This is a genomic window from Streptomyces sp. NPDC051217, assembly GCF_044455465.1.
GTDB lineage: Bacteria > Actinomycetota > Actinomycetes > Streptomycetales > Streptomycetaceae > Streptomyces.
Genome location: NZ_JBITEV010000018.1, coordinates 142,696 through 164,730 on the forward strand (window position 1 = coordinate 142,696; position 22,035 = coordinate 164,730).

22 protein-coding genes and 1 tRNA gene are annotated in these 22,035 nt (G+C 69.1%); 12 read left to right on the forward strand and 11 right to left on the reverse strand.

Features of this window, described 5'->3' with window-relative positions; all coding sequences use genetic code 11:
* Positions 1-41: 41 nt before the first annotated feature.
* The 4 genes from nhaA to ACIBBB_RS31350 all read left to right on the forward strand — a co-directional run bounded on the left by nhaA (position 42) and on the right by ACIBBB_RS31350 (position 3,315).
* Positions 42-1,457 (forward strand): Na+/H+ antiporter NhaA, encoded by a 1,416-nt coding sequence (gene nhaA / locus ACIBBB_RS31335; protein WP_398987973.1) that lies wholly within the window; start codon positions 42-44, stop codon positions 1,455-1,457.
* Between the two features lie 83 nt (positions 1,458-1,540).
* Entirely contained in the window at positions 1,541-2,041 is a 501-nt protein-coding gene (locus ACIBBB_RS31340; RefSeq protein ID WP_398987975.1) for a phage holin family protein, read from the forward strand.
* Complete coding sequence (locus ACIBBB_RS31345) at positions 2,038-3,000, forward strand: alpha/beta fold hydrolase (RefSeq protein WP_398987977.1); 963 nt, start codon at positions 2,038-2,040, stop codon at positions 2,998-3,000. Before ACIBBB_RS31340 ends, ACIBBB_RS31345 begins: the two co-directional genes overlap by 4 nt.
* 135 nt (positions 3,001-3,135) lie before the next feature.
* Positions 3,136-3,315 carry a hypothetical protein gene (locus ACIBBB_RS31350; protein WP_229700978.1) on the forward strand — a complete coding sequence of 60 codons (180 nt, stop codon included), beginning with the start codon at positions 3,136-3,138 and terminating at the stop codon, positions 3,313-3,315.
* Positions 3,316-3,514: 199 nt separating this feature from the next.
* Here ACIBBB_RS31350 and ACIBBB_RS31355 read toward each other — a convergent pair whose 3' ends face one another.
* The 3 genes from ACIBBB_RS31355 to nth form a co-directional block, all read right to left on the reverse strand.
* Positions 3,515-4,714, reverse strand: a complete 1,200-nt coding sequence (locus tag ACIBBB_RS31355; RefSeq protein WP_398987979.1) for a MarP family serine protease — start codon at positions 4,712-4,714, stop codon at positions 3,515-3,517.
* Positions 4,715-4,841: 127 nt separating this feature from the next.
* A complete protein-coding gene (locus tag ACIBBB_RS31360; protein ID WP_398987981.1) occupies positions 4,842-5,513 on the reverse strand; it encodes an NUDIX hydrolase in 672 nt (223 codons plus the stop codon).
* 300 nt (positions 5,514-5,813) lie between these two features.
* Positions 5,814-6,800: an endonuclease III gene (nth, locus tag ACIBBB_RS31365; RefSeq protein ID WP_398987983.1), complete on the reverse strand. Its 987-nt coding sequence runs from the start codon at positions 6,798-6,800 to the stop codon at positions 5,814-5,816.
* A 289-nt stretch (positions 6,801-7,089) separates the two neighbouring features.
* On the opposite strand from nth, the gene ACIBBB_RS31370 reads away from it, so the two are divergent.
* The gene (locus ACIBBB_RS31370; RefSeq protein WP_023539685.1) at positions 7,090-7,764 is read left to right on the forward strand and encodes a Crp/Fnr family transcriptional regulator; all 675 of its coding nucleotides are present in this window, start codon (positions 7,090-7,092) and stop codon (positions 7,762-7,764) included.
* 99 nt (positions 7,765-7,863) lie between these two features.
* Here ACIBBB_RS31370 and ACIBBB_RS31375 read toward each other — a convergent pair whose 3' ends face one another.
* The 4 genes from ACIBBB_RS31375 to ACIBBB_RS31390 all read right to left on the reverse strand — a co-directional run bounded on the left by ACIBBB_RS31375 (position 7,864) and on the right by ACIBBB_RS31390 (position 10,354).
* Complete coding sequence (locus tag ACIBBB_RS31375; RefSeq protein WP_398987986.1) at positions 7,864-8,709, reverse strand: MBL fold metallo-hydrolase; 846 nt, start codon at positions 8,707-8,709, stop codon at positions 7,864-7,866.
* Complete coding sequence (locus ACIBBB_RS31380) at positions 8,706-9,575, reverse strand: NUDIX hydrolase (protein WP_398987988.1); 870 nt, start codon at positions 9,573-9,575, stop codon at positions 8,706-8,708. The genes ACIBBB_RS31375 and ACIBBB_RS31380 overlap by 4 nt, the downstream gene beginning before the upstream one ends.
* Before the next feature lie 150 nt (positions 9,576-9,725).
* Positions 9,726-10,196, reverse strand: coding sequence for a RidA family protein (locus tag ACIBBB_RS31385; protein ID WP_398987990.1), 471 nt, complete (start codon positions 10,194-10,196; stop codon positions 9,726-9,728).
* Complete coding sequence (locus tag ACIBBB_RS31390; protein ID WP_023539689.1) at positions 10,193-10,354, reverse strand: DUF4177 domain-containing protein; 162 nt, start codon at positions 10,352-10,354, stop codon at positions 10,193-10,195. Before ACIBBB_RS31390 ends, ACIBBB_RS31385 begins: the two co-directional genes overlap by 4 nt.
* A gap of 117 nt (positions 10,355-10,471) precedes the next feature.
* On the opposite strand from ACIBBB_RS31390, the gene ACIBBB_RS31395 reads away from it, so the two are divergent.
* Together ACIBBB_RS31395 and ACIBBB_RS31400 are read left to right on the forward strand one after the other, a co-directional pair.
* The gene (locus tag ACIBBB_RS31395; protein ID WP_398987992.1) at positions 10,472-11,431 is read left to right on the forward strand and encodes an ArsA family ATPase; all 960 of its coding nucleotides are present in this window, start codon (positions 10,472-10,474) and stop codon (positions 11,429-11,431) included.
* Positions 11,431-12,732 carry an ArsA family ATPase gene (locus ACIBBB_RS31400; protein WP_398987994.1) on the forward strand — a complete coding sequence of 434 codons (1,302 nt, stop codon included), beginning with the start codon at positions 11,431-11,433 and terminating at the stop codon, positions 12,730-12,732. Before ACIBBB_RS31395 ends, ACIBBB_RS31400 begins: the two co-directional genes overlap by 1 nt.
* A 150-nt stretch (positions 12,733-12,882) precedes the next feature.
* On the opposite strand, the gene ACIBBB_RS31405 is transcribed toward ACIBBB_RS31400, so the two are convergent.
* Complete coding sequence (locus ACIBBB_RS31405; protein WP_398988032.1) at positions 12,883-13,260, reverse strand: WhiB family transcriptional regulator; 378 nt, start codon at positions 13,258-13,260, stop codon at positions 12,883-12,885.
* A gap of 397 nt (positions 13,261-13,657) precedes the next feature.
* Between ACIBBB_RS31405 and ACIBBB_RS31410 the strand changes: the two genes are divergently transcribed.
* A complete protein-coding gene (locus tag ACIBBB_RS31410; RefSeq protein ID WP_398987996.1) occupies positions 13,658-15,940 on the forward strand; it encodes a transglycosylase domain-containing protein in 2,283 nt (760 codons plus the stop codon).
* Positions 15,941-16,046: 106 nt separating this feature from the next.
* Here ACIBBB_RS31410 and ACIBBB_RS31415 read toward each other — a convergent pair whose 3' ends face one another.
* Positions 16,047-16,514 (reverse strand): GatB/YqeY domain-containing protein, encoded by a 468-nt coding sequence (locus tag ACIBBB_RS31415; RefSeq protein ID WP_398987998.1) that lies wholly within the window; start codon positions 16,512-16,514, stop codon positions 16,047-16,049.
* A 124-nt stretch (positions 16,515-16,638) separates the two neighbouring features.
* On the opposite strand from ACIBBB_RS31415, the gene ACIBBB_RS31420 reads away from it, so the two are divergent.
* From ACIBBB_RS31420 to ACIBBB_RS31435, 4 genes are all read left to right on the forward strand, one after another.
* A complete protein-coding gene (locus ACIBBB_RS31420) occupies positions 16,639-17,577 on the forward strand; it encodes a metallophosphoesterase (RefSeq protein ID WP_398988000.1) in 939 nt (312 codons plus the stop codon).
* An 84-nt stretch (positions 17,578-17,661) separates the two neighbouring features.
* Positions 17,662-17,735: transfer RNA gene (locus ACIBBB_RS31425), tRNA-Pro, on the forward strand.
* Between the two features lie 291 nt (positions 17,736-18,026).
* On the forward strand, positions 18,027-18,530 hold the full coding sequence (locus ACIBBB_RS31430) for a DUF4365 domain-containing protein (protein WP_398988002.1): 504 nt from the start codon (positions 18,027-18,029) through the stop codon (positions 18,528-18,530).
* A 1-nt stretch (position 18,531) separates the two neighbouring features.
* On the forward strand, positions 18,532-19,665 hold the full coding sequence (locus ACIBBB_RS31435) for a hypothetical protein (protein ID WP_398988004.1): 1,134 nt from the start codon (positions 18,532-18,534) through the stop codon (positions 19,663-19,665).
* 67 nt (positions 19,666-19,732) lie between these two features.
* Here ACIBBB_RS31435 and ACIBBB_RS31440 read toward each other — a convergent pair whose 3' ends face one another.
* Complete coding sequence (locus ACIBBB_RS31440; protein WP_398988006.1) at positions 19,733-21,238, reverse strand: LacI family DNA-binding transcriptional regulator; 1,506 nt, start codon at positions 21,236-21,238, stop codon at positions 19,733-19,735.
* A 33-nt stretch (positions 21,239-21,271) separates the two neighbouring features.
* Positions 21,272-21,634 (reverse strand): helix-turn-helix domain-containing protein, encoded by a 363-nt coding sequence (locus ACIBBB_RS31445; protein WP_398988034.1) that lies wholly within the window; start codon positions 21,632-21,634, stop codon positions 21,272-21,274.
* Positions 21,635-22,035 lie beyond the last annotated feature (401 nt).

The following is a 22,035-nucleotide window of genomic DNA, read 5'->3' on the forward strand; positions in this document are numbered from 1 at the left end:
CCAAAGGTGCGCCGGGAAGTCTGGTCGGCAGGTGATCTGTCATGCCGCCGAACCGACCGGAGGACCCCTTCGTGGCCACCCCGCGCACCTTCCTCGGACGCCTGCCGCTTCCCGAGCGGACGTATCTCGCGAGCACGCTGCGGACCGAGACCGTCGGCGGTGTTCTGCTCCTCCTCGCCGCGATCGCCGCGCTGATCTGGGCCAACACCCCCATCAGCGGCAGTTACACGACCGTCGGCGACTTCCATCTGGGCCCGGCATCGCTCGGCCTGGACCTCTCGATCAGGCACTGGGCCGCCGACGGACTGCTCACGATCTTCTTCTTCGTCGCCGGCATCGAGCTGAAGCGCGAACTGGTCGCCGGAGAGCTGCGCGACCCGAAGGCCGCCGCCCTCCCGGTGATCGCGGCGCTCTGCGGGATGGTCATGCCCGCCCTCGTCTATGTACTTGTCAATGTGGCGGGCGGCGGATCCACCGACGGCTGGGCCGTCCCCACAGCCACCGACATCGCCTTCGCGCTGGCCGTGCTCGCCGTCCTCGGCACCTCACTGCCCTCCGCGCTGCGCGCCTTCCTGCTCACCCTCGCCGTCGTGGACGACCTCTTGGCGATCCTGATCATCGCGATCTTCTTCACCAGCGACATCGACCTCCTGACGCTGGCCGGGGCCTTCGCCGCGCTCGTCGTCTTCTGGTTCCTCCTGAGGAAGGGCGTGCGCGGCTGGTACGTGTACGTCCCGCTGGCCCTCGTCATCTGGGCGCTGATGTACAACAGCGGCGTTCACGCCACCGTCGCCGGCGTCGCGATGGGTCTGATGCTCCGCTGCGTCAGGCGCGAGGGCGAGAAGCAGTCCCCGGGCGAGCACGTCGAACATCTCGTCCGCCCTCTGTCGGCCGGTCTCGCCGTGCCGCTCTTCGCGCTCTTCTCGGCGGGTGTCCCGATCAGCGGCGGTGCGCTCGCCGACGTCTTCACCCGGCCGGAGACCCTGGGGGTGGTCCTCGGGCTCGTCGTCGGCAAGACGCTCGGCATCTTCGGCGGGACCTGGCTGGCCGCACGCTTCACCCGCGCGACCCTGAACGAGGACCTGACCTGGCCGGACATCCTGGCCGTGTCGACGCTCGCGGGAATCGGCTTCACCGTCTCGCTGCTCATCGGGGAACTCGCCTTCACCGGCGACCCGGGACTGACGGACGAGGTGAAGGCGGCCGTTCTGACGGGTTCGGTGATCGCCGCCCTACTCGCCGCCGTACTGGTGCGGCTGAGGGTCCGCAGATACCAGGCGCTGTACGACTCCGAGGAGCGCGACGAGGACATGGACGGTATTCCTGATATCTACGAGCAGGACAATCCGGAGTACCACCTGAGAATGGCCGCCATGTACGAGAAGAAGGCGGCGGAACACCGCCGGTTGGCTGAACACGCCGCAGCGACGCGCGATGACGGCGCCGGTCCGGCATGATCTGACATCCGGCATGATCTGAAGGCGCGGAGCCTGAAGAACCCCAGATCTGCGAGAGCGCAGCCGAAACGAGGGAGTCAACGATGAGCGACCCCGGCAGCCATGCCGCTGTCACCACCGCCGTTGTCGACGGAGTTCCAGCCGTCCGGGTCAACGGGGACCGCAGCCTCGGGCAGTTGGTCTCCTCGGCCACGGCCGAGATGTCCGCGCTGGTGCACGACGAGATCGCGCTGGCCAAGGCCGAACTGCGAGAGGACGTCAAGCGGAGCGCGACGGGCGGCGCCGCGATCGGCATCGCGGGAGTGTTCGCACTTTTCTCGCTGCCGGTGCTGAGCTTCGCGGCCGCATACGGGATTCACAACTGGGGCCTCGGGCTCGCGTGGTCGTTCCTGATCGTGGGAGGAGCGTTTCTGCTCATCGCGGGGCTGCTGGCGCTGATCGCCCTGCGGAAGTTCAAGCGGGTCAAGCCGCCGGAGAAGAGCATCGCGTCCGCCAAGGAAACGGCCGCCGTTCTCCAGACGGTCAAACCGCATCCCCGCCCGGTCCATGAGGCGGGCAAGACTGTGGCACGCTCGTCTGCATGACCGCCCCCGAAAACGGCCCCGACTCCATCCCCGGCAGCCTTCCCGCGACGGTCGCGGCCGATGTGCGCCTCGACGGTCCCTGGACGCACCGGGACGTGGCCGCCAACGGAGCCCGCTTTCATATCGCCGAGATGGGCGACGGGCCGATGGTGCTGCTGCTGCACGGTTTCCCGCAGTTCTGGTGGACCTGGCGGCACCAATTGCCCGCGCTCGCCGAGGCCGGATACCGGGCCGTCGCGATGGACCTGCGGGGCGTGGGCGGCAGCGACCGTACGCCCCGGGGGTACGACCCCGCGAATCTGGCGCTCGACATCACCGGTGTGATCCGCTCGCTCGGCGAGCCGGACGCCGCGCTCGTCGGGCACGACCTGGGCGGGTATCTCGCCTGGACCGCCGCCGTGATGCGGCCGAAGCTGGTGCGCCGGCTCGTGGTGTCGTCGATGCCGCACCCGCGCCGCTGGCGCTCGGCGATGCTGTCGGACTTCTCGCAGAGCCGGGCCGGCTCGTACATCTGGGGATTCCAGCGGCCGTGGCTGCCCGAGCGTCAGCTCGTCGCCCGCGAAGGGGCGTTGGTGGGAGAGCTGATCCGCGGCTGGTCGGGACCGCAGCCCCCCGACGACAAGACGGTCGACATCTACCGGCGGGCGATGGCCATCCCGTCAACGGCGCACTGCTCGATCGAGCCGTACCGCTGGATGGTGCGGTCGATGGCACGGCCGGACGGGATCCAGTTCAACCGCCGGATGAAGCGCCCGGTGCGGGTGCCGACTCTCCAGCTGCACGGGTCGCTCGATTCGGCGATGCGTACGCGCAGTACGGCCGGATCCGCCGAGTACGTCGAAGCGCCCTACCGCTGGCGGCTGTTCGACGGTCTGGGCCATTTTCCGCAGGAGGAGGACCCCGTGGCTTTCTCCACGGAGCTCATCAACTGGCTCAAGGATCCGGAGCCCGACCGCTGATCAGCGCCGTGTCCGGCCGGTCGACGGGTGACCCCGAGAACGTTTGTACGACGAGCAGCCAATTGCCTCGCGCATAGGCCAATTGGCCGACGCCGGGGCGATTACCGACCATGGGCCCCGGGCAAACGTCCGTGTATGGGCTGGACGCACGACTTCGGTGACGCAGCACGCAACCGCCGCTCGGCCTCTGTGCCGATCACCCATGAGAGGGGCGGCCCGGAAGATCAGGGGCATGATCTCCGACTCGGTATTCCACTGATTCTCCGCCGAAGGGCCCGTTGGGTCTCGGCACGGCTGCGGCATCAGCGCGGCTAGGCACGGCGGAAGCAGTGGGAGCGAGTAGGAGCGTCAAGGGAACACCGGAACGAAGACCGGAGCGAAGACCGGAATGAGCCGGACGTACTGATCGCGGGGACAACGGAGGACAGTGCCGGGCCGGACCGGGGAACCCCTGGCCCGGCCCGTCCTCGGTCCGGGTCGTACGTCGTGTGCTCAACCCTCCGGGTCAATACAGCTAGAGCGCGCAGCCCTGGCTGTCGACCTGCTGGTTGGCCGTGCGGCCCCGCTCGATGTCCTCGCGGATCTCGTCGGCCGTCAGCGCGTAGCCGGTGTCCGGGTCGTCGAGCGAGCGGGCGAAGATCACGCCGTACACCCGGCCGTCGGTGGTGAGCAGCGGGCCGCCGGAGTTGCCCTGGCGGACCGTCGCGAAGAGCGAGTAGACGTCGCGCCGTACTTCTCCCCGCCGGTAGATGTCCGGCCCGTTCGCGTCGATACGGCCCCGGACACGGGCCGAGCGCACGTCGTACGCGCCGTTCTCCGGGAAGCCGGCGACGATCGCGCTGTCGCCGCTGCGGGCGTCCTCGTCGGTGAACGGGAGCACGGGGGCGCGCAGGTCGGGCACGTCCAGGACGGCGATGTCGCGCTCCCAGTCGTAGAGGACGACCTTCGCGTCGTACAGCCGGCCTTCGCCGCCTATCTGGACGGTCGGTTCGTCCACGCCGCCCACGACGTGCGCGTTGGTCATGACGCGACGCTCGGCGAAGACGAAGCCGGTGCCTTCGAGGACCTTGCCGCAGCTCTGCGCCGTACCGACCACCTTGACGATGGAGCGCTGCGCGCGGGCGGCGACGGGGCTGCCGACGAGCGCCGGGTCCGGCGGGTCGACCGCGGTGATCGGCTCGTTGGCGAACGGGCTGAAGACCTGCGGGAAGCCCTTCTCCGCGAGGACGGAGGAGAAGCCCGTGAACCAGGTCGCCGTCTGGTCCGGCATCACCCGCGAGACGCCGAGCAGCACCTTCGAGTTACGGACCTCCTTGCCGAGCGTCGGCAGCGAGGTCCCGGCCAGGGCGGAGCCGATCAGCCAGGCGACCAGCAGCATGGCGACGACATTGACCAGCGCGCCGCCCGTGGCGTCCACGGCGCGCGCCGGTGACCAGGTGATGTAGCGGCGGAGCTTGTTGCCGAGATGGGTGGTGAAGGCCTGTCCCACGGAGGCGCACACGATCACGACGATGACGGCGACGACCGTGGCCGTCGTCGTGACCTCGGCCTCCTCGGTGATCTGGTCCCAGAGCACCGGGAGCAGATAGACCGCGACGAGACCGCCGCCGAGGAAACCGATCACCGACAGGATGCCGACGACGAAGCCTTGGCGGTAGCCGACGATCGCGAACCACACGGCCGCGAGCAGCAGCACGATGTCCAGCACGTTCACTGTCAATAGCCTCGCTAGCCTCGCGGATTCGTCTCCCGTCGCCCCGTCGGGCGGGGGGACGGACCTGCGGCGGAATCGCTGTGCCGAACCCGTGGAACCAGGCCGGCACAGCGATTGGGCAAGCGTGTCATGAGCGCCCGTCGAGCGGGACCTCCTTGGAGCGGTCCCACGGGCGCTCCCAGCCCGAGAAGTGCAGAATGCGGTCGATCACCCCGGCGGTGAAACCCCATACGAGCGCGGAGGCGACCGTGAAGGCGGGGCTGTGGACCCCGCTCGGGTGCGTGGCGATGACGCGGTTGGCCGGGTCCGTGAGATCCGCCACGGGGACGGCGAAGACCCGGGCCGTCTCCGCGAGATCGACGGCGCCGACCGGGGTGGGGGTGTGCCACCAGCCGAGGACCGGGGTCACCACGAACTCGCTCACCGGGATGTAGAGCTTGGGCAGCACGCCGAAGAGCTGGACTCCGGCCGGGTCGAGCCCGGTCTCCTCCTCGGCCTCCCGCAGCGCGGCGCGCAGCGGTCCGGTCGTCGCCGGATCGCCGTCCTCGGGGTCGAGGGCGCCGCCGGGGAAAGAGGCCTGTCCGGCGTGCGAGCGCAGAGTGCTGGCGCGCTCCATCAGCAGCAGCTCCGGGCCGCGCTCGCCCTCACCGAAGAGGATGAGCACGGCGGACTGCCGGCCGACGCCGTCCTCGGGCGGCAGGAAACGGCTCAGATGTTCCGGCGCCACAGTGCGCATGGCGTGCACCACCGGGGCCAGCCATGCCGGCAGGCCTTCGGTGGTGACGGGGACGTCGGTCACTGCTTCGTCGCGGATTCGTGCGGCCTTTTCGTGGGTTCGTGCGTCACGCGCGGTGCGTGCGGCGCGTGCCGTCTCAGCTGTACGTGCGGTTGTACGCGCGGTCTGTGCGGTCCTTGCTTCATGCGTGTCAGCCCGTGTCATCGGCACCCCCGACATACAACGCCCGCTGTCGCCCGGATCGTTCCAGCCCGCATACGCCGCAGCCCTTCCTCTCCCGCCCGCCGGCCCGTCGGCGCCTGAGCCGCGCCGGTCTGTCCGGTGATACGGCTCCGGCCCGCCGCGCGCTCACCGCGCGGGCGGTCATTCGGCCCCGGCGGGGGTGCCGAGCGGCGGTGCGGGCTTGCCCGGGTAGTCCGGCGGCGGGGAGAGCCGCTGTCCCGGATAGCCGCCCATCTCGTACTTGAGCAGCTTCTTCGCCTTCTCCGGGTCGGTCTCGCCCTCTCCGTAGGAGGGGCAGAGGTGCGCGATCGGGCAGGCGCCGCAGGCGGGCTTACGGGAGTGGCAGACCCGGCGTCCATGGAAGATGATCCGGTGCGAGAGCATCGTCCACTCGCTCTTGGGGAAGATCTCGGCGATCTCCGCCTCAACCTTCTCCGGGTCCTCCTGGTCGGTCCACTTCCAGCGCCGCACGAGCCGGCCGAAGTGGGTGTCGACGGTCAGGCCGGGGACACCGAAAGCGTTGCCCAGCACCACGTTGGCCGTCTTCCGGCCGACGCCGGGCAGCGTCACGAGGTCCTTCAGCGTGCCGGGCACCTCACCGTCGTAACGGTCACGCAGCGCCGTCGAAAGCCCTATGAGCGACCTCGTCTTGGCACGGAAGAACCCGGTGGGGCGGATGACCTCCTCCAGCTCCTCGGGCACGGCGGCTGCCATGTCCTCCGGGGTCGGGTACTTCGCGAAGACCGCGGGTGTCGTCTGATTGACGCGCAGGTCCGTCGTCTGGGCCGACAGGACCGTGGCGACGAGCAGCTCGAAGGGGTTGCGGAAGTCCAGCTCCGGGTGGGCGTACGGATAGACGTCCGCCAGCTCGCGGTTTATCCGGCGGGCACGGCGGACCATCCCCAGGTGGGACTCCGGCTTGGCGCTCTTCGGCCGCTTGGCGCTCGGGGCCCTGGTCGCGGGCTTCGAGCTCCCGGACCGGCCGCTCGCGTGCTCGGAGCTCACGGACTCACTACTCGTGGAGTCGGCACTCGCGGACTCGGTGCTCGTACGTTTTGCAGCTTTTGTGGTTTTTTTCGACTTCGCAGCGGGCTGTTCGCCCACAGCGGAATTCTGCTTCGGTGACACTCTTCCAGCTCCCTTGGCCTGCCCTCTCACCGGCGAGTTGGACACCCGGCCAGCCTAGAGCCCTGCACTGACATCCGCCCCGGCCCCCGGCCGATCACCACCCGAATCGGGCCCCGGGGCACGGTCCGGGGCCGCTGTACGTCAAACTTGTGACTGATCGCACGTTTTCGACAACGGGTGACCGGTACGGAGACAGAGTCGCCTCCGGCCCGAGCCGCCCGTGAACATGCAGCACGTCCGGCATCATGGGATCGACGGTCCCCTGAGCAGGTCGACAAGGAGAGATTTCGTGGACGATGTTCTACGACGCGCCCCGCTCTTCGCGGCGCTCGACGACGAGCAGGCCGCGGAGCTCCGCGCCTCGATGAGTGAGACGACGCTCGCCCGTGGCGACGCGCTGTTCCACGAGGGCGACCCCGGCGACCGCCTCTACGTGGTCACCGAGGGCAAGGTCAAACTGCACCGCACGTCCCCCGACGGCCGGGAGAACATGCTGGCCGTCCTCGGCCCCGGCGAACTGATCGGCGAGCTGTCGCTGTTCGACCCGGGCCCGCGCACCGCCACCGCGAGCGCGCTCACCGAGGTCAAGCTCCTCGGCCTGGGCCACGGCGACCTCCAGCCCTGGCTGAACGCCCGCCCCGAGGTGGCCACCGCGCTGCTGCGCGCCGTCGCCCGGCGCCTGCGCAAGACGAACGACCAGATGTCCGACCTGGTCTTCTCCGACGTACCGGGTCGTGTCGCCCGTGCGCTCCTCGACCTGTCGCGCCGCTTCGGCGTGCAGTCGGAGGAAGGCATTCACGTCGTCCACGACCTGACGCAGGAAGAGCTGGCCCAGCTGGTCGGCGCGTCCCGCGAGACGGTCAACAAGGCGCTCGCCGACTTCGCCCAGCGCGGCTGGCTGCGTCTGGAGGCCCGCGCGGTGATCCTGCTGGACGTCGAACGCCTCGCGAAGCGCTCGCGCTGACCCGGACGCGACAGAAGACCGGACCGCATCGGAAAGGCCGCCCAGCTCCCCGAGCCGGGCGGCCTTCCGCATGCCCCCGCGGCCCTCCCCCGAGCTGTCCTACGCCCCGGGGATCAGCCCGTGCTCCCGCAAGTACTCCAGCTGCGCCCGCACCGACAACTCCGCCGCCGGCCACAGCGACCGGTCCACGCCGCTGCCTCCGTACACATGCGCCACGATCTCCGCCGCCGAGCGGTAGCCGTCCTCCACCGCCGTCTCGACCTGCGCGAGGCGGCTCGCGCGGTGCGCGAGGTAGTACTCGACCGCTCCCTGCGCGTCCTCCAGTACGGGGCCGTGACCCGGCAGGACCGTATGGACGCCGTCGTCGACCGTCAGCGAGCGCAGCCGCCGCAGCGAGTCGACGTAGTCGCCGAGCCTGCCGTCCGGGTGGGTCACCATCGTCGTACCGCGGCCGAGGATCGTGTCGCCCGTCAGCACCGCGCGGTCGGCGGGCAGATGGAAGCAGAGCGAGTCGGAGGTGTGCCCGGGGGTCGCCACGACGCGCAGCTCCAGCCCGCCCTCGGTGACGACGTCACCGGCCGCCAGCCCCTCGTCACCGAGGCGCAGGGCCGGGTCCAGAGCCCTTACGGGCGTACGCGTCAGCTCGGCGAAGCGCGCCGCGCCCTCGGCGTGGTCCGGGTGGCCGTGGGTGAGGAGGGTCAGCGCGACGCGCTTACCGGCCTCCTCGGCGGTGGCGACGACCGCCCGCAGATGCGTCTCGTCGAGCGGGCCGGGGTCGATCACGACCGCGAGCGCCGAATCCGGCTCGGACAGGATCCAGGTGTTCGTGCCGTCGAGGGTCATCGCCGACGCGTTGGGCGCGAGCACGTTGACCGCGCGGGCCGTCGCGGCGCCCGACAGGACGCCTCCGCGCGGCTGTCCCGGCAGAGCCGCCGCGTCCGTCATCGGTCCCCGCCCACCAGCGGCACGCGCTTGGTGAACTCGTCCTGGCCCGGCCAGCTGAGCACCACCTCGTCACCCTCCACCCTCGGTCTGGCCAGCACGGGCGCGAGGTCCCGCCCCGCGGCGGCTTCGAGAGCCTCGGCGGCGGAGCCGTACGTCTGGAGTTCGCGCAGGGTCGCCACGGTGGGGGGCATCATCAGCAGTTCGCCCTCGTCGTATCCGAGCGCCGCGTCGGCGGGCCGGATCCACACCGTGTGGTCGGCCTCCGTAGAAGCGTTGCGCGTCCGTTGCCCGGCCGGCAGCGCGGCAACGAAGAACCAGGTGTCGTACCTCTTGGGCTCGAACTCCGGGGTGATCCAGCGGGTCCAGGCCGCCAGCAGGTCGCTGCGCAGCGTCAGACCGCGCCGGTCGAGGAATTCCGCGAAGGACAGCTCACGGTCGACGAGAGCGGCCCGGTCGGCCTCCCAGTCGTCCCCCGTGGTGTCGCCGACGACGGTCTCGGCCGTCTCCCCCGCGAGCAGGACCCCGGCCTCCTCGTACGTCTCGCGCACCGCCGCGCAGACGATGGCCTGCGCGGACGCGGCGTCCACGCCGAGCCGCCGGGCCCACACGTCGCGCCCCGGGCCCGCCCAGCGGACGAGCCGGTCGTCGTCGCGCGGGTCGACGCCGCCGCCCGGATAGGCGTAGGCACCTCCGGCGAAGGCCATGGAGGTGCTTCGGCGCAGCATATGTACGGAGGGTCCGTCGATGGCATCGCGCAGCAGCATCACAGTCGCGGCCCGCCGTGCGGGGGCGACACTCAGCTCCCCCTGAGCGAGCGCGCGGATGCGGCCGGACCACTCGGGCGGGAACCACTGACCATTGGGCATGCCGGGATGCTACGGGCTTCCCCGGCGATGTTCGAGAGCCACTTTCCCGGGGCCCGGGGGCCCCGGGAGGGCGCGGAGCCGGCCCGGGACGGCGTGACGACACCCCACTGCGACCGGGGGGCCGCCGGGCCGGGCTCGCGGGCGGTCCGCTCAGTCCGCGGCCACTTCCACCTGGATCTCGATCTCGACAGGGGCGTCCAGCGGCAGGACGGCGACGCCCACCGCACTGCGCGCGTGCACACCCTTGTCACCGAAGACCTGCCCGAACAGCTCGCTCGCCCCGTTGAGGACGGCCGGCTGGCCCGTGAAGTCCGAGGCGGAGGCGACGAACCCCACGACCTTCACGACGCGCTCCACGCGGTCCAGGTCGCCGATGACGGATTTCACGGCGGCCAGCGCGTTCAGCGCGCAGACCCGGGCGAGGTCCTTGGCCTCCTCCGGCGTCACCTCGGCGCCGACCTTGCCGGTCACCGGAAGCTTGCCGTCCACCATCGGGAGCTGCCCCGCCGTATAGACGTACACCCCGGACCGTACGGCCGGCTGATACGCCGCCAGAGGCGGTACGACCTGCGGAACCGTCAGCCCCAGTTCAGCGAGGGCCGCCTCGGCCACGCCGCTCACGCGGACTTCTCTCGCTTCAGATAGGCCACCAACTGCTCGGGGTTGTTCGGCCCCGGAATGACCTGGACCAGCTCCCAGCCGTCCTCGCCCCAGGTGTCCAGAATCTGCTTCGTCGCGTGCACGAGAAGAGGCACCGTCGCGTATTCCCACTTCGTCATGGGCCGACTGTATCGGCACCGCGCCACGACCTCGTACGGAGCCCGGGGAGGATCTCGTACGGAGCCTCCGGACGACCTCGTGCGTAGCCCGCGGCCTTACTGGTTAGGCTCGAATGTGTGAGCAGGCTCCAGGTCGTCAGCGGCAAGGGCGGGACCGGTAAGACCACGGTCGCCGCGGCCCTCGCGCTCGCCCTCGCGACGGAGGGCAAGCGCACCCTCCTTGTAGAGGTCGAGGGCAGACAGGGCATCGCACAGCTCTTCGAAACGGAGGCGCTTCCCTACGAGGAACGGAAAATCGCCGTCGCCCCGGGCGGCGGCGAGGTGTACGCGCTGGCCATAGACGCCGAGCGCGCGCTTCTCGACTACCTCCAGATGTTCTACAAGCTCGGCAGCGCGGGCCGCGCCCTGAAGAAGATCGGCGCCATCGACTTCGCCACCACCATCGCGCCGGGCGTCCGGGACGTCCTGCTGACGGGCAAGGCGTGCGAGGCCGTACGCCGCCGCGACAAGCGGGGCCGGTTCAGTTACGACTACGTGGTGATGGACGCGCCGCCCACCGGCCGCATCACCCGCTTCCTGAACGTGAACGACGAGGTGGCCGGGCTCGCGAAGATAGGGCCGATATACAACCAGGCGCAGGCCGTCATGCGGGTGCTCAAGTCCCCCGAGACCGCCGTGCATCTGGTGACCCTCCTTGAGGAGATGCCGGTCCAGGAGACCGCCGACGGCATCGGCGAGCTGCGCGGCGCCGAACTGCCCGTCGGCAAGGTGATCGTGAACATGGTGCGGCCGCACGTCCTCGACGAGGAGGCGGTCAACGGTGTGGCGGGCGACCGTCGTAAGGAGGTCACCAAGGCGCTCGCGGCGGCCGGGGTGAGCGCGCCCACGAAGCTCGTGGGACCGCTCCTGGAGCAGGCCGCCGAGCACGCCCAGCGCGTGGAGCTGGAGCGCGAGCAGCGCGCCCTTCTGGCGAAGCTCGGGCTGCCTACGTACGAACTCCCCCTGATCGGCGAGGGCATGGACCTCGCCGGTCTGTACCGCCTGGCGGGGGAGCTACGGAATCTTGGGGAGGCCTGATGACTCTGGACCCGGCGGCGGCCCCGCTCGAAGTCGATCCGCTGCTCGACGACCCGCAGACGCGCATCATCGTGTGCTGCGGTTCCGGCGGTGTCGGCAAGACGACGACGGCGGCGGCTCTCGGCGTACGGGCGGCGGAACGGGGCCGCAAGGTGGTCGTGCTGACGATCGACCCGGCCCGCCGGCTCGCCCAGTCCATGGGCATCGACTCGCTCGACAACACCCCGCGGCAGGTCAAGGGCGTCGAGGGCCCCGGCGAATTGCACGCGATGATGCTCGACATGAAGCGCACCTTCGACGAGATCGTCGAGGCGCACGCGGACCAGGACCGGGCACGCGCCATCCTGGAGAACCCCTTCTACCAGTCCCTGTCGGCCGGTTTCGCGGGCACGCAGGAGTACATGGCGATGGAGAAGCTGGGTCAGCTGCGGGCCCGCGACGAGTGGGATCTCATCGTCGTCGACACCCCGCCGTCGCGCTCCGCGCTGGACTTCCTGGACGCGCCGAAGCGGCTGGGCTCGTTCCTGGACGGGAAGTTCATCCGGCTGCTGATGGCCCCGGCGAAGATGGGCGGCCGGGCCGGGATGAAGTTCCTGAACGTCGGGATGTCGATGATGACGGGCACCCTCGGGAAGCTGCTCGGCGGCCAATTCCTCCGCGACGTGCAGACGTTCGTGGCCGCCATGGACACGATGTTCGGCGGTTTCCGTACCCGCGCGGACGCGACGTACCGGCTGCTCCAGGCGCCCGGCACGGCGTTCCTGGTGGTCGCGGCGCCGGAGCGGGACGCGCTGCGCGAGGCGGCGTACTTCGTTGAGCGGCTGGCCGCCGAGGGGATGCCGCTCGCCGGTCTGGTCCTCAACCGCGTGCACGGCAGCGGCGCCGCCCGGCTGTCGGCCGAGCGGGCGCGGGCCGCCGCGGAAAATCTTGAAGAGGGCCGCATTGTGGATCAGGCGCACGGGAAGAATGGTGTTCGTGAGGCCGCTGCCCCCGCGGGCTCCTCTCCCGATGCCCCCCAGGCACCCCACACGACCGACCAACTCCCGCACCAGGAACCGGAATCACAGTCGCCCGAACAGCCGTCGGTGAATCAGCTGACGGCCGGTCTGCTGCGCCTGCATGCCGAGCGAATGCAGGTGCTCAAGCGTGAGCAGCGCACCCGAGACCGCTTCACCGCGCTCCACCCGGAGGTGCCGGTGGCCGAGGTGGGGGCGCTGCCCGGCGACGTACACGACCTCGCCGGGCTCCGGACCATCGGTGACCGCCTCGCGGGCGGGAGCGCGGCGACCGGGGCCGCGTAGCCGACGGGTGTGGGGCGCCCGCCAGGGCGTGCTCCGCATACCTGCGTGCTTGGTACCGGCGCATCGGTACCTGCCTGCGCCGCACGTGCCTGCTTGGTGCCGGCGCGTGCTCGTTACCCGCGCCTACCCGCTTGCCTGCCGTACGGCGGCCTACCCCACCGCCGCCCATGTCTCGTCGATGACGTCGACGTAATGGCGCGTGCCGTACGTCTCGTCGTCGTCCTCAAGGCCGGCGGGCAGAATGCCCGCGCTGCGCTCGTACTCGGTGCGTGCGGTTTCGAGCAGCCGTCGCCATGAGGTGACAGTGGGGCGTCTGCGCAGCAATGCGCGTCGCTCCCGCTCGGTCATTCCGCCCCACACGCCGAATTCGACGCGGTTGTCCAGCGCGTCGGCCAGGCACTCCGTCCGCACCGGGCATCCGGTGCACACCGCCTTGGCCCTGTTCTGCGCTGCGCCCTGTACGAACAATTCATCCGGATCGGTAGTGCGGCATGCTGCTTGCGCACTCCAGTCGGTTACCCAGCCCATCCCGGCGCCGTCCTCTCCCGAATCGAGGCTCCCCCACGGCGGAAGCGGCATATTCACCGCTGCCAGTTGAGGACGTTACGGAAGGTGGGCACAGCACAACACCCCCTTCGGGCCCAATCTTGAATGGCCCGAACGGACTATGCGTACGCGGCAGATCACCCAGGGGAGTGACCCGAGGACATACGCGACGAACCCGACAAGTCGGGTCAACTCTCCTGAGTTACAACGGACGTCAGAGGACGTACCGGGCGGAATCGGACGGGACTTCCGACGCTTTACGGTTAGCCGGATGTTCACGTCGGAGACTTGGTGCGAAACCGCACTGCTGTGACAGTTGGGTGCAGCTTAGGCCAGAGCCTTTGTGTGTGTCCGGCGATTGAGAACGTAGGCTGCTGTCATGCCAAAGAAGCGCTCGGGCGGCGGTCTGACCGGGACCCAGCAGGCCGCCAAGTTCCTCGGTGTCAGTGTGCTCGCGGGAGCCGTACTGGCGGGAATCGCCTTGCCCGCCTTCGGAGTTCTGGGCCTGGCGGCCAAGGGAACGGTCGAGGGATTCGACGAGATCCCGGCCAATCTCAAGACGCCGCCGCTCAGTCAGCGCACCACGATCCTCGACAAGGACGGCGGCCCCATCGCCACCGTCTACTCGCGCGACCGGACCGTGGTCCCTCTCACCGACATCTCGCCCTACATGCAGAAGGCGATCGTCGCGATCGAGGACTCGCGCTTCTACGAACACGGGGCGGTCGACCTCAAGGGCGTTCTGCGCGCGGCCAATCGCAACGCGCAGTCGGGCGGCGTCTCCCAGGGCGCGTCGACCCTCACCCAGCAGTACGTGAAGAACGTCTTCGTCGAGGAGGCCGGCGACGACCCCGACAAGGTCGCCCAGGCCACCCAGCAGACCATCGGCCGCAAGATCCGCGAGCTCAAGTTCGCGATCCAGGTCGAGGAGGAGCTGGGCAAGAAGAAGATCCTTGAGAACTACCTGAACATCACCTTCTTCGGGCAGCAGGCGTACGGCATCGAGGCCGCCTCGCACCGCTACTTCTCCAAGTCCGCGAAGGACTTGAAGCTGGAGGAGGCGGCGCTGCTGGCGGGCATCGTCCAGTCGCCGAGCCGGTACGACCCGGTGAACGACACGGAGGAGGCGACCAAGCGCCGTAACACCGTGATCCAGCGCATGGCCGACGTGAAGGACATCTCGCAGGCCGAGGCCGACCGCGCGAAGAACACCGAGATCGCGCTGAAGGTGAGCCGTCCCAAGAACGGCTGCATCACGGCGGTCAAGGGCGCGGGCTTCTTCTGCGACTACGTACGGAAGGTGTTCCTCACCGACCCCGCCTTCGGCAAGACGCAGGAGGACCGGGCCAAGGTCTGGAACCAGGGCGGTCTGACCATCCGTACGACGCTCGACCCGCAGGCGCAGGATTCGGCGCAGGACTCGATCAAGAACCACGTCTACAAGACGGACCAGGTCGCCACCGCGCTGTCGATCGTCGAGCCGGGCACCGGCAAGGTCCTCGCGATGGGCCAGTCGCGGCCGTACGGCGGCGGCAAGAACGAGACGTACATGAACCTGTCCGTCGACGAGAGCATGGGCGGCGGCGCCGGCTATCAGCCGGGCTCGACCTTCAAGCCCATCGTCGCGGCGGCGGCCCTGGAGCAGGGCATCCAGCCGACGCAGTCGTACCCCTCGCCGTACCAGATGGACTACCCGAGCCCGGTGCAGACCTGCAAGGGCCCGTGGACGGACCAGGGCGTCCCGGTCGAGAACGAGAACGAGACCGAGGTCGGCCCGTACGGGATGAAGGAAGCGACCGCCAAGTCGGTCAACACCTACTACGTACAGCTGATCAGCCAGATCGGCGTCTGCCCGGTGACCGAGCTGGCCAGGAAGATGGGCGTCGAGCGTGCCAACGGCAAGCCGATCGACCAGGTGCCGTCGATCACGCTGGGCACGCAGGAGATGTCGCCGCTGACGATGGCGTCCGGGTACGCGACGTTCGCCAACCGCGGCACGTACTGCACCCCGATCGCCATCGAGTCGATCACCGGCCCGAACGGCAAGGAGATGGACGTCCCGAAGTCGACCTGCTCGCGGGCGATGTCGGAGAAGACGGCCGACACCATAAACACGCTGCTGGAGGGCGTGGTCGAGGACGGTACGGGCCAGGAGGCCGGCCTCGGCAGCAGGCCGAGCGCGGGCAAGACGGGTACGACCGACTTCCGGCTCGCCGCGTGGTTCGTGGGCTACACGCCGAACATGGCGGGCGCGGTGTGGGTCGGTGACCCGACACACAAGAAGAAGATGGTGGACATCACCATCGGCGGCCAGTACCACGACAAGGTCTTCGGTGGCGCCGTACCCGGACCCATCTGGCGCGACGCGATGAGCGGTGCGCTCGACGGCAAGGAAGCGCCCCCGTTCAACACCATCCACATCCCGAACCCGGAGAAGGACAAGGGCGACGGGGACAGGGACCGTCCGAGGGACAACGGCGGGAACGACAACGGTGGTGGCGACAACCGCGGCGGGGACGGCGACGCGGGTGACGGCGGCGACGGTGACAACGGCGACCAGGACCCGGGCAACGGTCCTGGTGGGCTGCCGGGTGACCCGGGCGGCGGCGACAACGACGGGGGCAATCCGTTCCCGGGCTTCCCGGAGGGCACGTTCGACTAGTCCGACCAGTCCGCCCAGTCCAGCCTGGGCGTGAACGAAGAAGGGGCTCCCGCCGATCAAGGATCGGCGGGAGCCCCTCTCATGCTCCTGCTCATGTTTCGGTGGTTCAGCTCCCCGCCAGGCTCTGCTTGACGGCGGCGGCTACCCGGCCGCCCTCGGCGCGCCCCGCGACCTTCGGTCCGACGATCTTCATGACGGCGCCCATCGCGCGCGGCCCCTCGGCACCGGCGGCCTTCGCCTCGCCCACGGCCTGCGCGACGATCACGCCGAGCTCGTCGTCGGTCAGCTGCTGCGGCAGATACGCGTCGAGCAGTACGCCCTCCGCCTTCTCCCGCTCGGCCTGCTCGGCCCGCCCGCCCTGCGCGAAGGCCTCGGCCGCCTCACGGCGCTTCTTGGCCTCCTTGGCGATCACCTTCTGCACCTCGTCGTCGGAGAGCTCGCGCGCCTCCTTGCCGGAGACCTCTTCCTTGGAGATCGCGGCGAGGGTCAGCCGGAGGGTGGCGGAGCGCAGCTCGTCGCGTGCCCTGATCGCGGCGATGAGGTCGTCGTGCAGCTTGGACTTGAGCGTGGTCATGCGGACAGTGTGTCAGGTACCCCCCACGGCGCGCCGTTCGGTTTCCCGGGCCGCCGAGGTGTGCCCCGGGCGGGCGTCCGGGCTGGCGTCCGGGCTGGCGTCCCGAATCTGCGACGATGACACCATGCGCGCACGCTACGGAGTCCCCCTGAAAGTCACCGCGGGAATCGCGGCCGTCGGTGTGGCCGGCATCGCCTACGCCGCCGGTTTCGAGGCCCGCTCCTTCCGCCTGCGACGGGTCTCCGTACCCGTACTTCCGGAGGGCATGCGACCGGTGCGGGTCCTCCAGGTCTCGGACATCCACATGGTCCGCGGCCAGCGCAAGAAGCAGCGCTGGCTCCGCTCCCTGGCCGGCCTGCGCCCCGACTTCGTGGTGAACACCGGCGACAACCTCTCCGACCCGGAGGGCGTACCGGAGGTCCTCGACGCGCTGGGCCCGCTGATGGAGTTCCCGGGCGTCTACGTCTTCGGCTCCAACGACTACTACGGCCCCGCGCTGCGCAACCCGGCGCGCTACATCTTCGAGAAGGCCCAGGGCAAGCACGGTCTGAACGGCAACGCGCCGGCCGTCAACGTCGTCCACAACCCGTGGGAGCCGATGCGCGACGCCTTCGACGAGGCGGGCTGGGTCGGCCTCACCAACGCCCGCGGCCGGCTCAAGATCGACGGCCACGAGATCGCCTTCACGGGCGTGGACGACCCCCACATCAAGCGCGACCGCTACGCCGAGGTCGCGGGCGGCCCGGACCCGGACGCGGCCCTCTCGATCGGCGTGCTCCACGCCCCGTACCTCCGCATGCTGGAGGCCTTCACGTCGGACGGCTACCCCCTGATCCTGGGCGGCCACACCCACGGCGGCCAGCTCCGCATCCCCTTCTACGGGGCGGTGGTCACCAACTGCGACCTGGACACGGACCGTGCGAGGGGCCTCTCGACGTACGACGCCGGGGGCCACACGTCCTACCTCCACGTCTCGGCGGGCTGCGGCACGAACCGCTACACCCCGGTTCGCTTCGCGTGCCCCCCGGAGGCCACGCTACTGACGCTGACCCCCGGCCTCTGACCGGTCCGCACCGCCCAAAACCGGATTTCGCCTGCGGGCGCCGGTGGGCTAAAGTAATCGATGTCGCAGCGACACGAGCGACATCGGGGTGTAGCGCAGCTTGGCAGCGCGCTTCGTTCGGGACGAAGAGGTCGTGGGTTCAAATCCCGCCACCCCGACAGCCAAATCAGCAGGTCAAGGGCCTGATCCTCAGTGAGGATCAGGCCCTTTCTGCGTCTCCGGTGATCGTTTGGGAGAAATCTGGGAGAAGATCTTGGTCGGGGTCTCCCAAGCGGTATCGCATCTTGCGACGAGCACACATCCGCAGTCACGCCCCGGGGCCTGTGCGATCGCCAATCAGCATCCCCGTTGTGTTTGGCGAGGAACGGCATGGCGCAAGCCCCGCGAGGCGCTATTCCCTCCCCCAGAGATCCCACTTATCCTCGCGAACACGCAACCGGGGGGTGGGCATGGCTGCTGAGGCAACGAGTTGGCAGAAGGAGCAAGTCAGCCGCGCTTATGTGCACGCCTTAGCCACACAGGGCGGGTACACGATCTGTGACTGGAACGTGGACAAGGACGGAGTCGACGTAACACTCCGCTCGCGCGGGCTCATGGTCGATATTCAGCTCAAGTGCACACAGAACCCGCGCACCATCAGGAGCGGCTACAGCTTCGACCTGGACATCGAGACCTACGACAAGTTACGTGACCCGGAGCGCTCAGCGCCTGGTCACCTCGCTCTGCTCATCGTTCCGCCCGACATCGGGCGTTGGGTCACTCACCAGCCGGATTCGATAGTCCTCGCCTGCCACGGCTACTGGTCCTCCCTTTACGGCATGGGACAGGCCGCCAGCAGCGCCACTACTGCGATCCACCTTCCTGAGCACCAGGAGCTCACCGTGAAGGCCATGGGCACCATGTTCGATGCCGCGCGTCGCATGACCACCAGCGCTGCTCCGGGGTTGAGCTGACATGGCGGACATCACCCCAGACTTCGGCCCAGAAGAAATTCGCAGCTACCTCAAGGTCACCGGCTGGGCACCGGTGTCGGGCGGGGATGTCGCCGAGCTATGGAGTCTTCCGGGGCCGGCGGACGAGGTCGTCCTGGTCCCGATGAAACCCGGCGCACCGGACTTCGCCAAAAGGGCACGGATCCTCGTCCAAGACCTGGCAAGGGTCGAGTTCGCAGAAACCCAGACGGTTCACGACGCCATCGCCACGGTCTACAACGACGTCACCGACCTTCGTGCCTCTCACCCATCGATGAGCGACGGATCGATCCCGCTTCAGTCCGGGTACGAACTCTTCGTCTCCGCCAAACGCCTTCGGGTGGCCTCCGCCGCAGCGACCATCCGACGGCAAGGCCACTTCCGCAACTTCCCCACCCGGGCACGTGACCAGGCACGAGACGTTCGCCTGGGCCAGACCCGCCGCGGCTCCTACATCGTGCCCATCATTAGCCAGGCGCGCTCCCCTGAGGACGTCTACTCACCGGGTCAAGATCACATCGACGTCCAGATCGAGGAGACCCTCTTCGACCGCCGAGTGACTGCCACGATGTCTCGCGCGCTAGGCGTGCTGGAGGACATGGCAGGTGCAGGCCACGAGCCCACGCCGAGCGAGATCAACGACTCCATCGGCGAGGGAGTCTCCTACGAACTGTGCCAAGCCCTCGCCAAAGTGGTGAACACAGACTCCGTCAGCTCGTTCGACGTGGCCTTCAACTGGTCCCGTGTGGCTGCGCCACCACCAGGGACACCAGCACATGTTGAATTCAACCGCGAAGCGATCGAGATCGTCGACCTGGTGTCCGAACAGCTCAAAACCAAGATCTACACCCGAGAACACCTGATCTACGGCGTGGTCACCGACCTCAGTCGCCACCCAGATGACGACACCGGCCGCGTCGGGGTCCAAACACTCATTCAGCGTCGCAGCCGCACCGTATGGATGGATCTCCCCGATAGGGAATATCACACCGCCGTGCACTGCCACGACGCCGGAATACCCGTCCGTGTGCGCGGCACCTTGACCAGTCCGCCCGGTGGCATTGCCCGCATGAAGGTTACCGACTTCGGCCCTGACCCGTCGCTGGGAGCGGACTAGCAGCTCGACACAGAAGAGACGGGGCTGTCCTTAAGACAGTCCCGTCTCTTCCAATCGGCCAGCCGCTCTATCCCCTCGATCGCAGCAGACGATCGAGAACTCGAACTGGCGAGGTCAAGCACATGGCGCGACGTGCATCGAGAGCGACTTCCCACCGCTGGGTCAGGCCGAGCGTGAGGCGCTGACGCATGCCGGCGGTGACGTGCGCGTAGCGCGCCGAGACAGAGCTGTCGATGTGGCCCATGCGCTGGTCCATGAGGACCTTCTCGGTGCCGAGGTCCTCCATCATCGTGCGGTGGGTGTGGCGGAGACCGTGAGGCGTAAGGCCCTTGGCGATCGGGAGCCAGCAGGCGTCGGCCCGGCCGGCGGCGCCGCGCCCTCGCACCGGAACTCCCGGCCACGGCTCGCCGAGCAGCGGCACAGGACGGGCCTCCTGTGGTGCCTTTTTCGGGTACCAGCCGGAGGCCGCCGGAGTGAACAGCCAGGTGGCGAAGCCGTTTCGGCGCCAGTGCGCCGCGTGCTCCGACATCGCGCCACCCCGTACGAAGCCGAGGTTGGAAACGGCCGTCTCCACCCGCACCCGTGTGGCCTCGGCAACGCGGTCGGGACGGTTAAGCACGTTGGAAACCGTCCCCGTGGAGACCCCGGCCACCCGCGCGACGTCGATGAGCTTCGCGCCCTGGTGACCGCCGGTACGCGCGGCCCCCTGGCCGCGAAAGACGTACGTCCTCCCATGGCAGGGGCAGGGCGTCGGCTTCGTACGGGCGATGTGGTCGAACACCAGAGATGACAGCCAGCCCACCGAATCGATGGTGCGGTAGCTGTCATCCTTCGGCGGACAGCGCACCATCTCGCCGGTGTCCAGCTCGTACAGCTGCCACTCGACGCGGAACGCACCGGGGCGAACGAACCCCGTTTCCAGGCCGACGATTTCGCCCCAGCGCTTCCCCGTGTAGCCCTTAAGGACGACAGCGACGAACTCGTCGTCACGTCCGGACAGCAGGGCGGCCCGCTCGGCGGTCAGCAGGATGCCGAGGGCGTCGGTGACGACCTTCTCCGGGCCACGGTCCCGGGAGCGGCCGGCGCGCTTGCCACGCCCACGGCGCTTGGCCGCAGGGTTGGAGGTAATTAGGCCCTCGTCGATCGCATCCTCGAAGATCAGGTGAAGCGTCGAGCGCCAGGTCTTGACGCTGGAAGCCGCGTACACCGCCTTCTCCTTCTTCTCCCAGGCGGCGACGTCCGTACGCAGGATGCCCGCGAGCGCCTTGTCCTCGAAGTCGGGGAGAAGGTGCTCCTCGATATGGCGCTTGTAGTTCTGCATCGTCGAGGCGGCCAGATCCTGACCCGCGTACCAGCGACTCGCGTACTCGCCGAAGGTCTCCTGGCCCAGGCCCGGGTCTAGCCACTGGCCGCGCCGGACGGCAACTTCTTCCGCGTCTGCAGCCTGTTTAGCCTCGCGCTTGGTCGCGAATTTGACGACGGCGCCAACGGAATCGGCGACCGTGCCGTACTTGCCGTCTTCGATCTTGTACCGGCCACGCCAGTAGCCGCTGCGCTTCTCGGCGTACCCCACTGTTCTCCCTCCCTTCTCTCGTGCTGGGCTGCGTTAGGCGGCGGTTCCGTACTGTGGCTTGAGCCTGTGCCTAGGAGGGCGGGCCTTGAGACGCACGGTGGGCGTGGCTGTCTCGGTGCGCTGCCGCGTTGCGGGCTTTGGAGCGGACGTAACGATGCCCCTGGGACGCTGCGCTTTCCGGTCCGGACGCTCTTCGTACATGCGGACGATCTCAGCAAGGTGTTCGCCGGTAAAGCGGTAGGCGCGGCCGACGCGGGTGAACGGGATGAGCCGCCGGCGGGCGCGGTCCTTGACCCACCAGGCAGAGCAGCCGAGGACAGCTGCGACTTCCTCGGGGCGGTGGAGGCGCGGCAGCGTATCGGCGGCGTGCGCGGCCGGCGCGGAGACACGGCGTATTGCAGGTTGTTGCAAGGGGTGTCTCACTTGGCAGGCATGGGAGCGGTGCAAGAACGTTCCTTATCCGGCGCGCGGGACTGGCATCCCTGGGCGGCGCCTTGGGTGTTGATCGCGGAAGGGCGGGGAGAGGCAGTGCCGGCCCGGCTAGGGGCGGTTGGCTCCCGCAGCGGTGCGGAGGGCGAGACGCGCAGCGCGACCGCAATGACGACGAGGGCGTCGATACCGGGGCGTCGTGGGGTGCGTTCGATGCGGCACACGGCGGTGGTGGTCACCGGGCGGCCCAAAGCGGTTGCTCGGTGGGCGAGTTGAGCTGCCCCGAGTTTCGTAGAGTCCGGTGATCTTGTTTCAGGCGGACTGCGGGGCTCGTTCCTGGCTCTGCCAGAAGTCGCGTTCGTACTCGG

What these genes read in the sequence shown, in the direction of transcription:
- ACIBBB_RS31410 (WP_398987996.1), top strand. Translation starts at nt 13,658, where the DNA reads ATGCCAAAGAAGCGCTCGGGCGGCGGTCTGACCGGGACCCAGCAGGCC.
- ACIBBB_RS31420 (WP_398988000.1), top strand. Translation starts at nt 16,639, where the DNA reads ATGCGCGCACGCTACGGAGTCCCCCTGAAAGTCACCGCGGGAATCGCG.
- ACIBBB_RS31435 (WP_398988004.1), top strand. Translation starts at nt 18,532, where the DNA reads ATGGCGGACATCACCCCAGACTTCGGCCCAGAAGAAATTCGCAGCTAC.
- ACIBBB_RS31390 (WP_023539689.1), bottom strand. Translation starts at nt 10,354, where the DNA reads ATGACGAAGTGGGAATACGCGACGGTGCCTCTTCTCGTGCACGCGACG.
- ACIBBB_RS31405 (WP_398988032.1), bottom strand. Translation starts at nt 13,260, where the DNA reads ATGGGCTGGGTAACCGACTGGAGTGCGCAAGCAGCATGCCGCACTACC.
- ACIBBB_RS31380 (WP_398987988.1), bottom strand. Translation starts at nt 9,575, where the DNA reads ATGCCCAATGGTCAGTGGTTCCCGCCCGAGTGGTCCGGCCGCATCCGC.
- ACIBBB_RS31340 (WP_398987975.1), top strand. Translation starts at nt 1,541, where the DNA reads ATGAGCGACCCCGGCAGCCATGCCGCTGTCACCACCGCCGTTGTCGAC.
- ACIBBB_RS31345 (WP_398987977.1), top strand. Translation starts at nt 2,038, where the DNA reads ATGACCGCCCCCGAAAACGGCCCCGACTCCATCCCCGGCAGCCTTCCC.
- nhaA (WP_398987973.1), top strand. Translation starts at nt 42, where the DNA reads ATGCCGCCGAACCGACCGGAGGACCCCTTCGTGGCCACCCCGCGCACC.
- ACIBBB_RS31375 (WP_398987986.1), bottom strand. Translation starts at nt 8,709, where the DNA reads ATGACGGACGCGGCGGCTCTGCCGGGACAGCCGCGCGGAGGCGTCCTG.
- ACIBBB_RS31430 (WP_398988002.1), top strand. Translation starts at nt 18,027, where the DNA reads ATGGCTGCTGAGGCAACGAGTTGGCAGAAGGAGCAAGTCAGCCGCGCT.
- ACIBBB_RS31350 (WP_229700978.1), top strand. Translation starts at nt 3,136, where the DNA reads ATGGGCTGGACGCACGACTTCGGTGACGCAGCACGCAACCGCCGCTCG.
- ACIBBB_RS31400 (WP_398987994.1), top strand. Translation starts at nt 11,431, where the DNA reads ATGACTCTGGACCCGGCGGCGGCCCCGCTCGAAGTCGATCCGCTGCTC.
- ACIBBB_RS31415 (WP_398987998.1), bottom strand. Translation starts at nt 16,514, where the DNA reads ATGACCACGCTCAAGTCCAAGCTGCACGACGACCTCATCGCCGCGATC.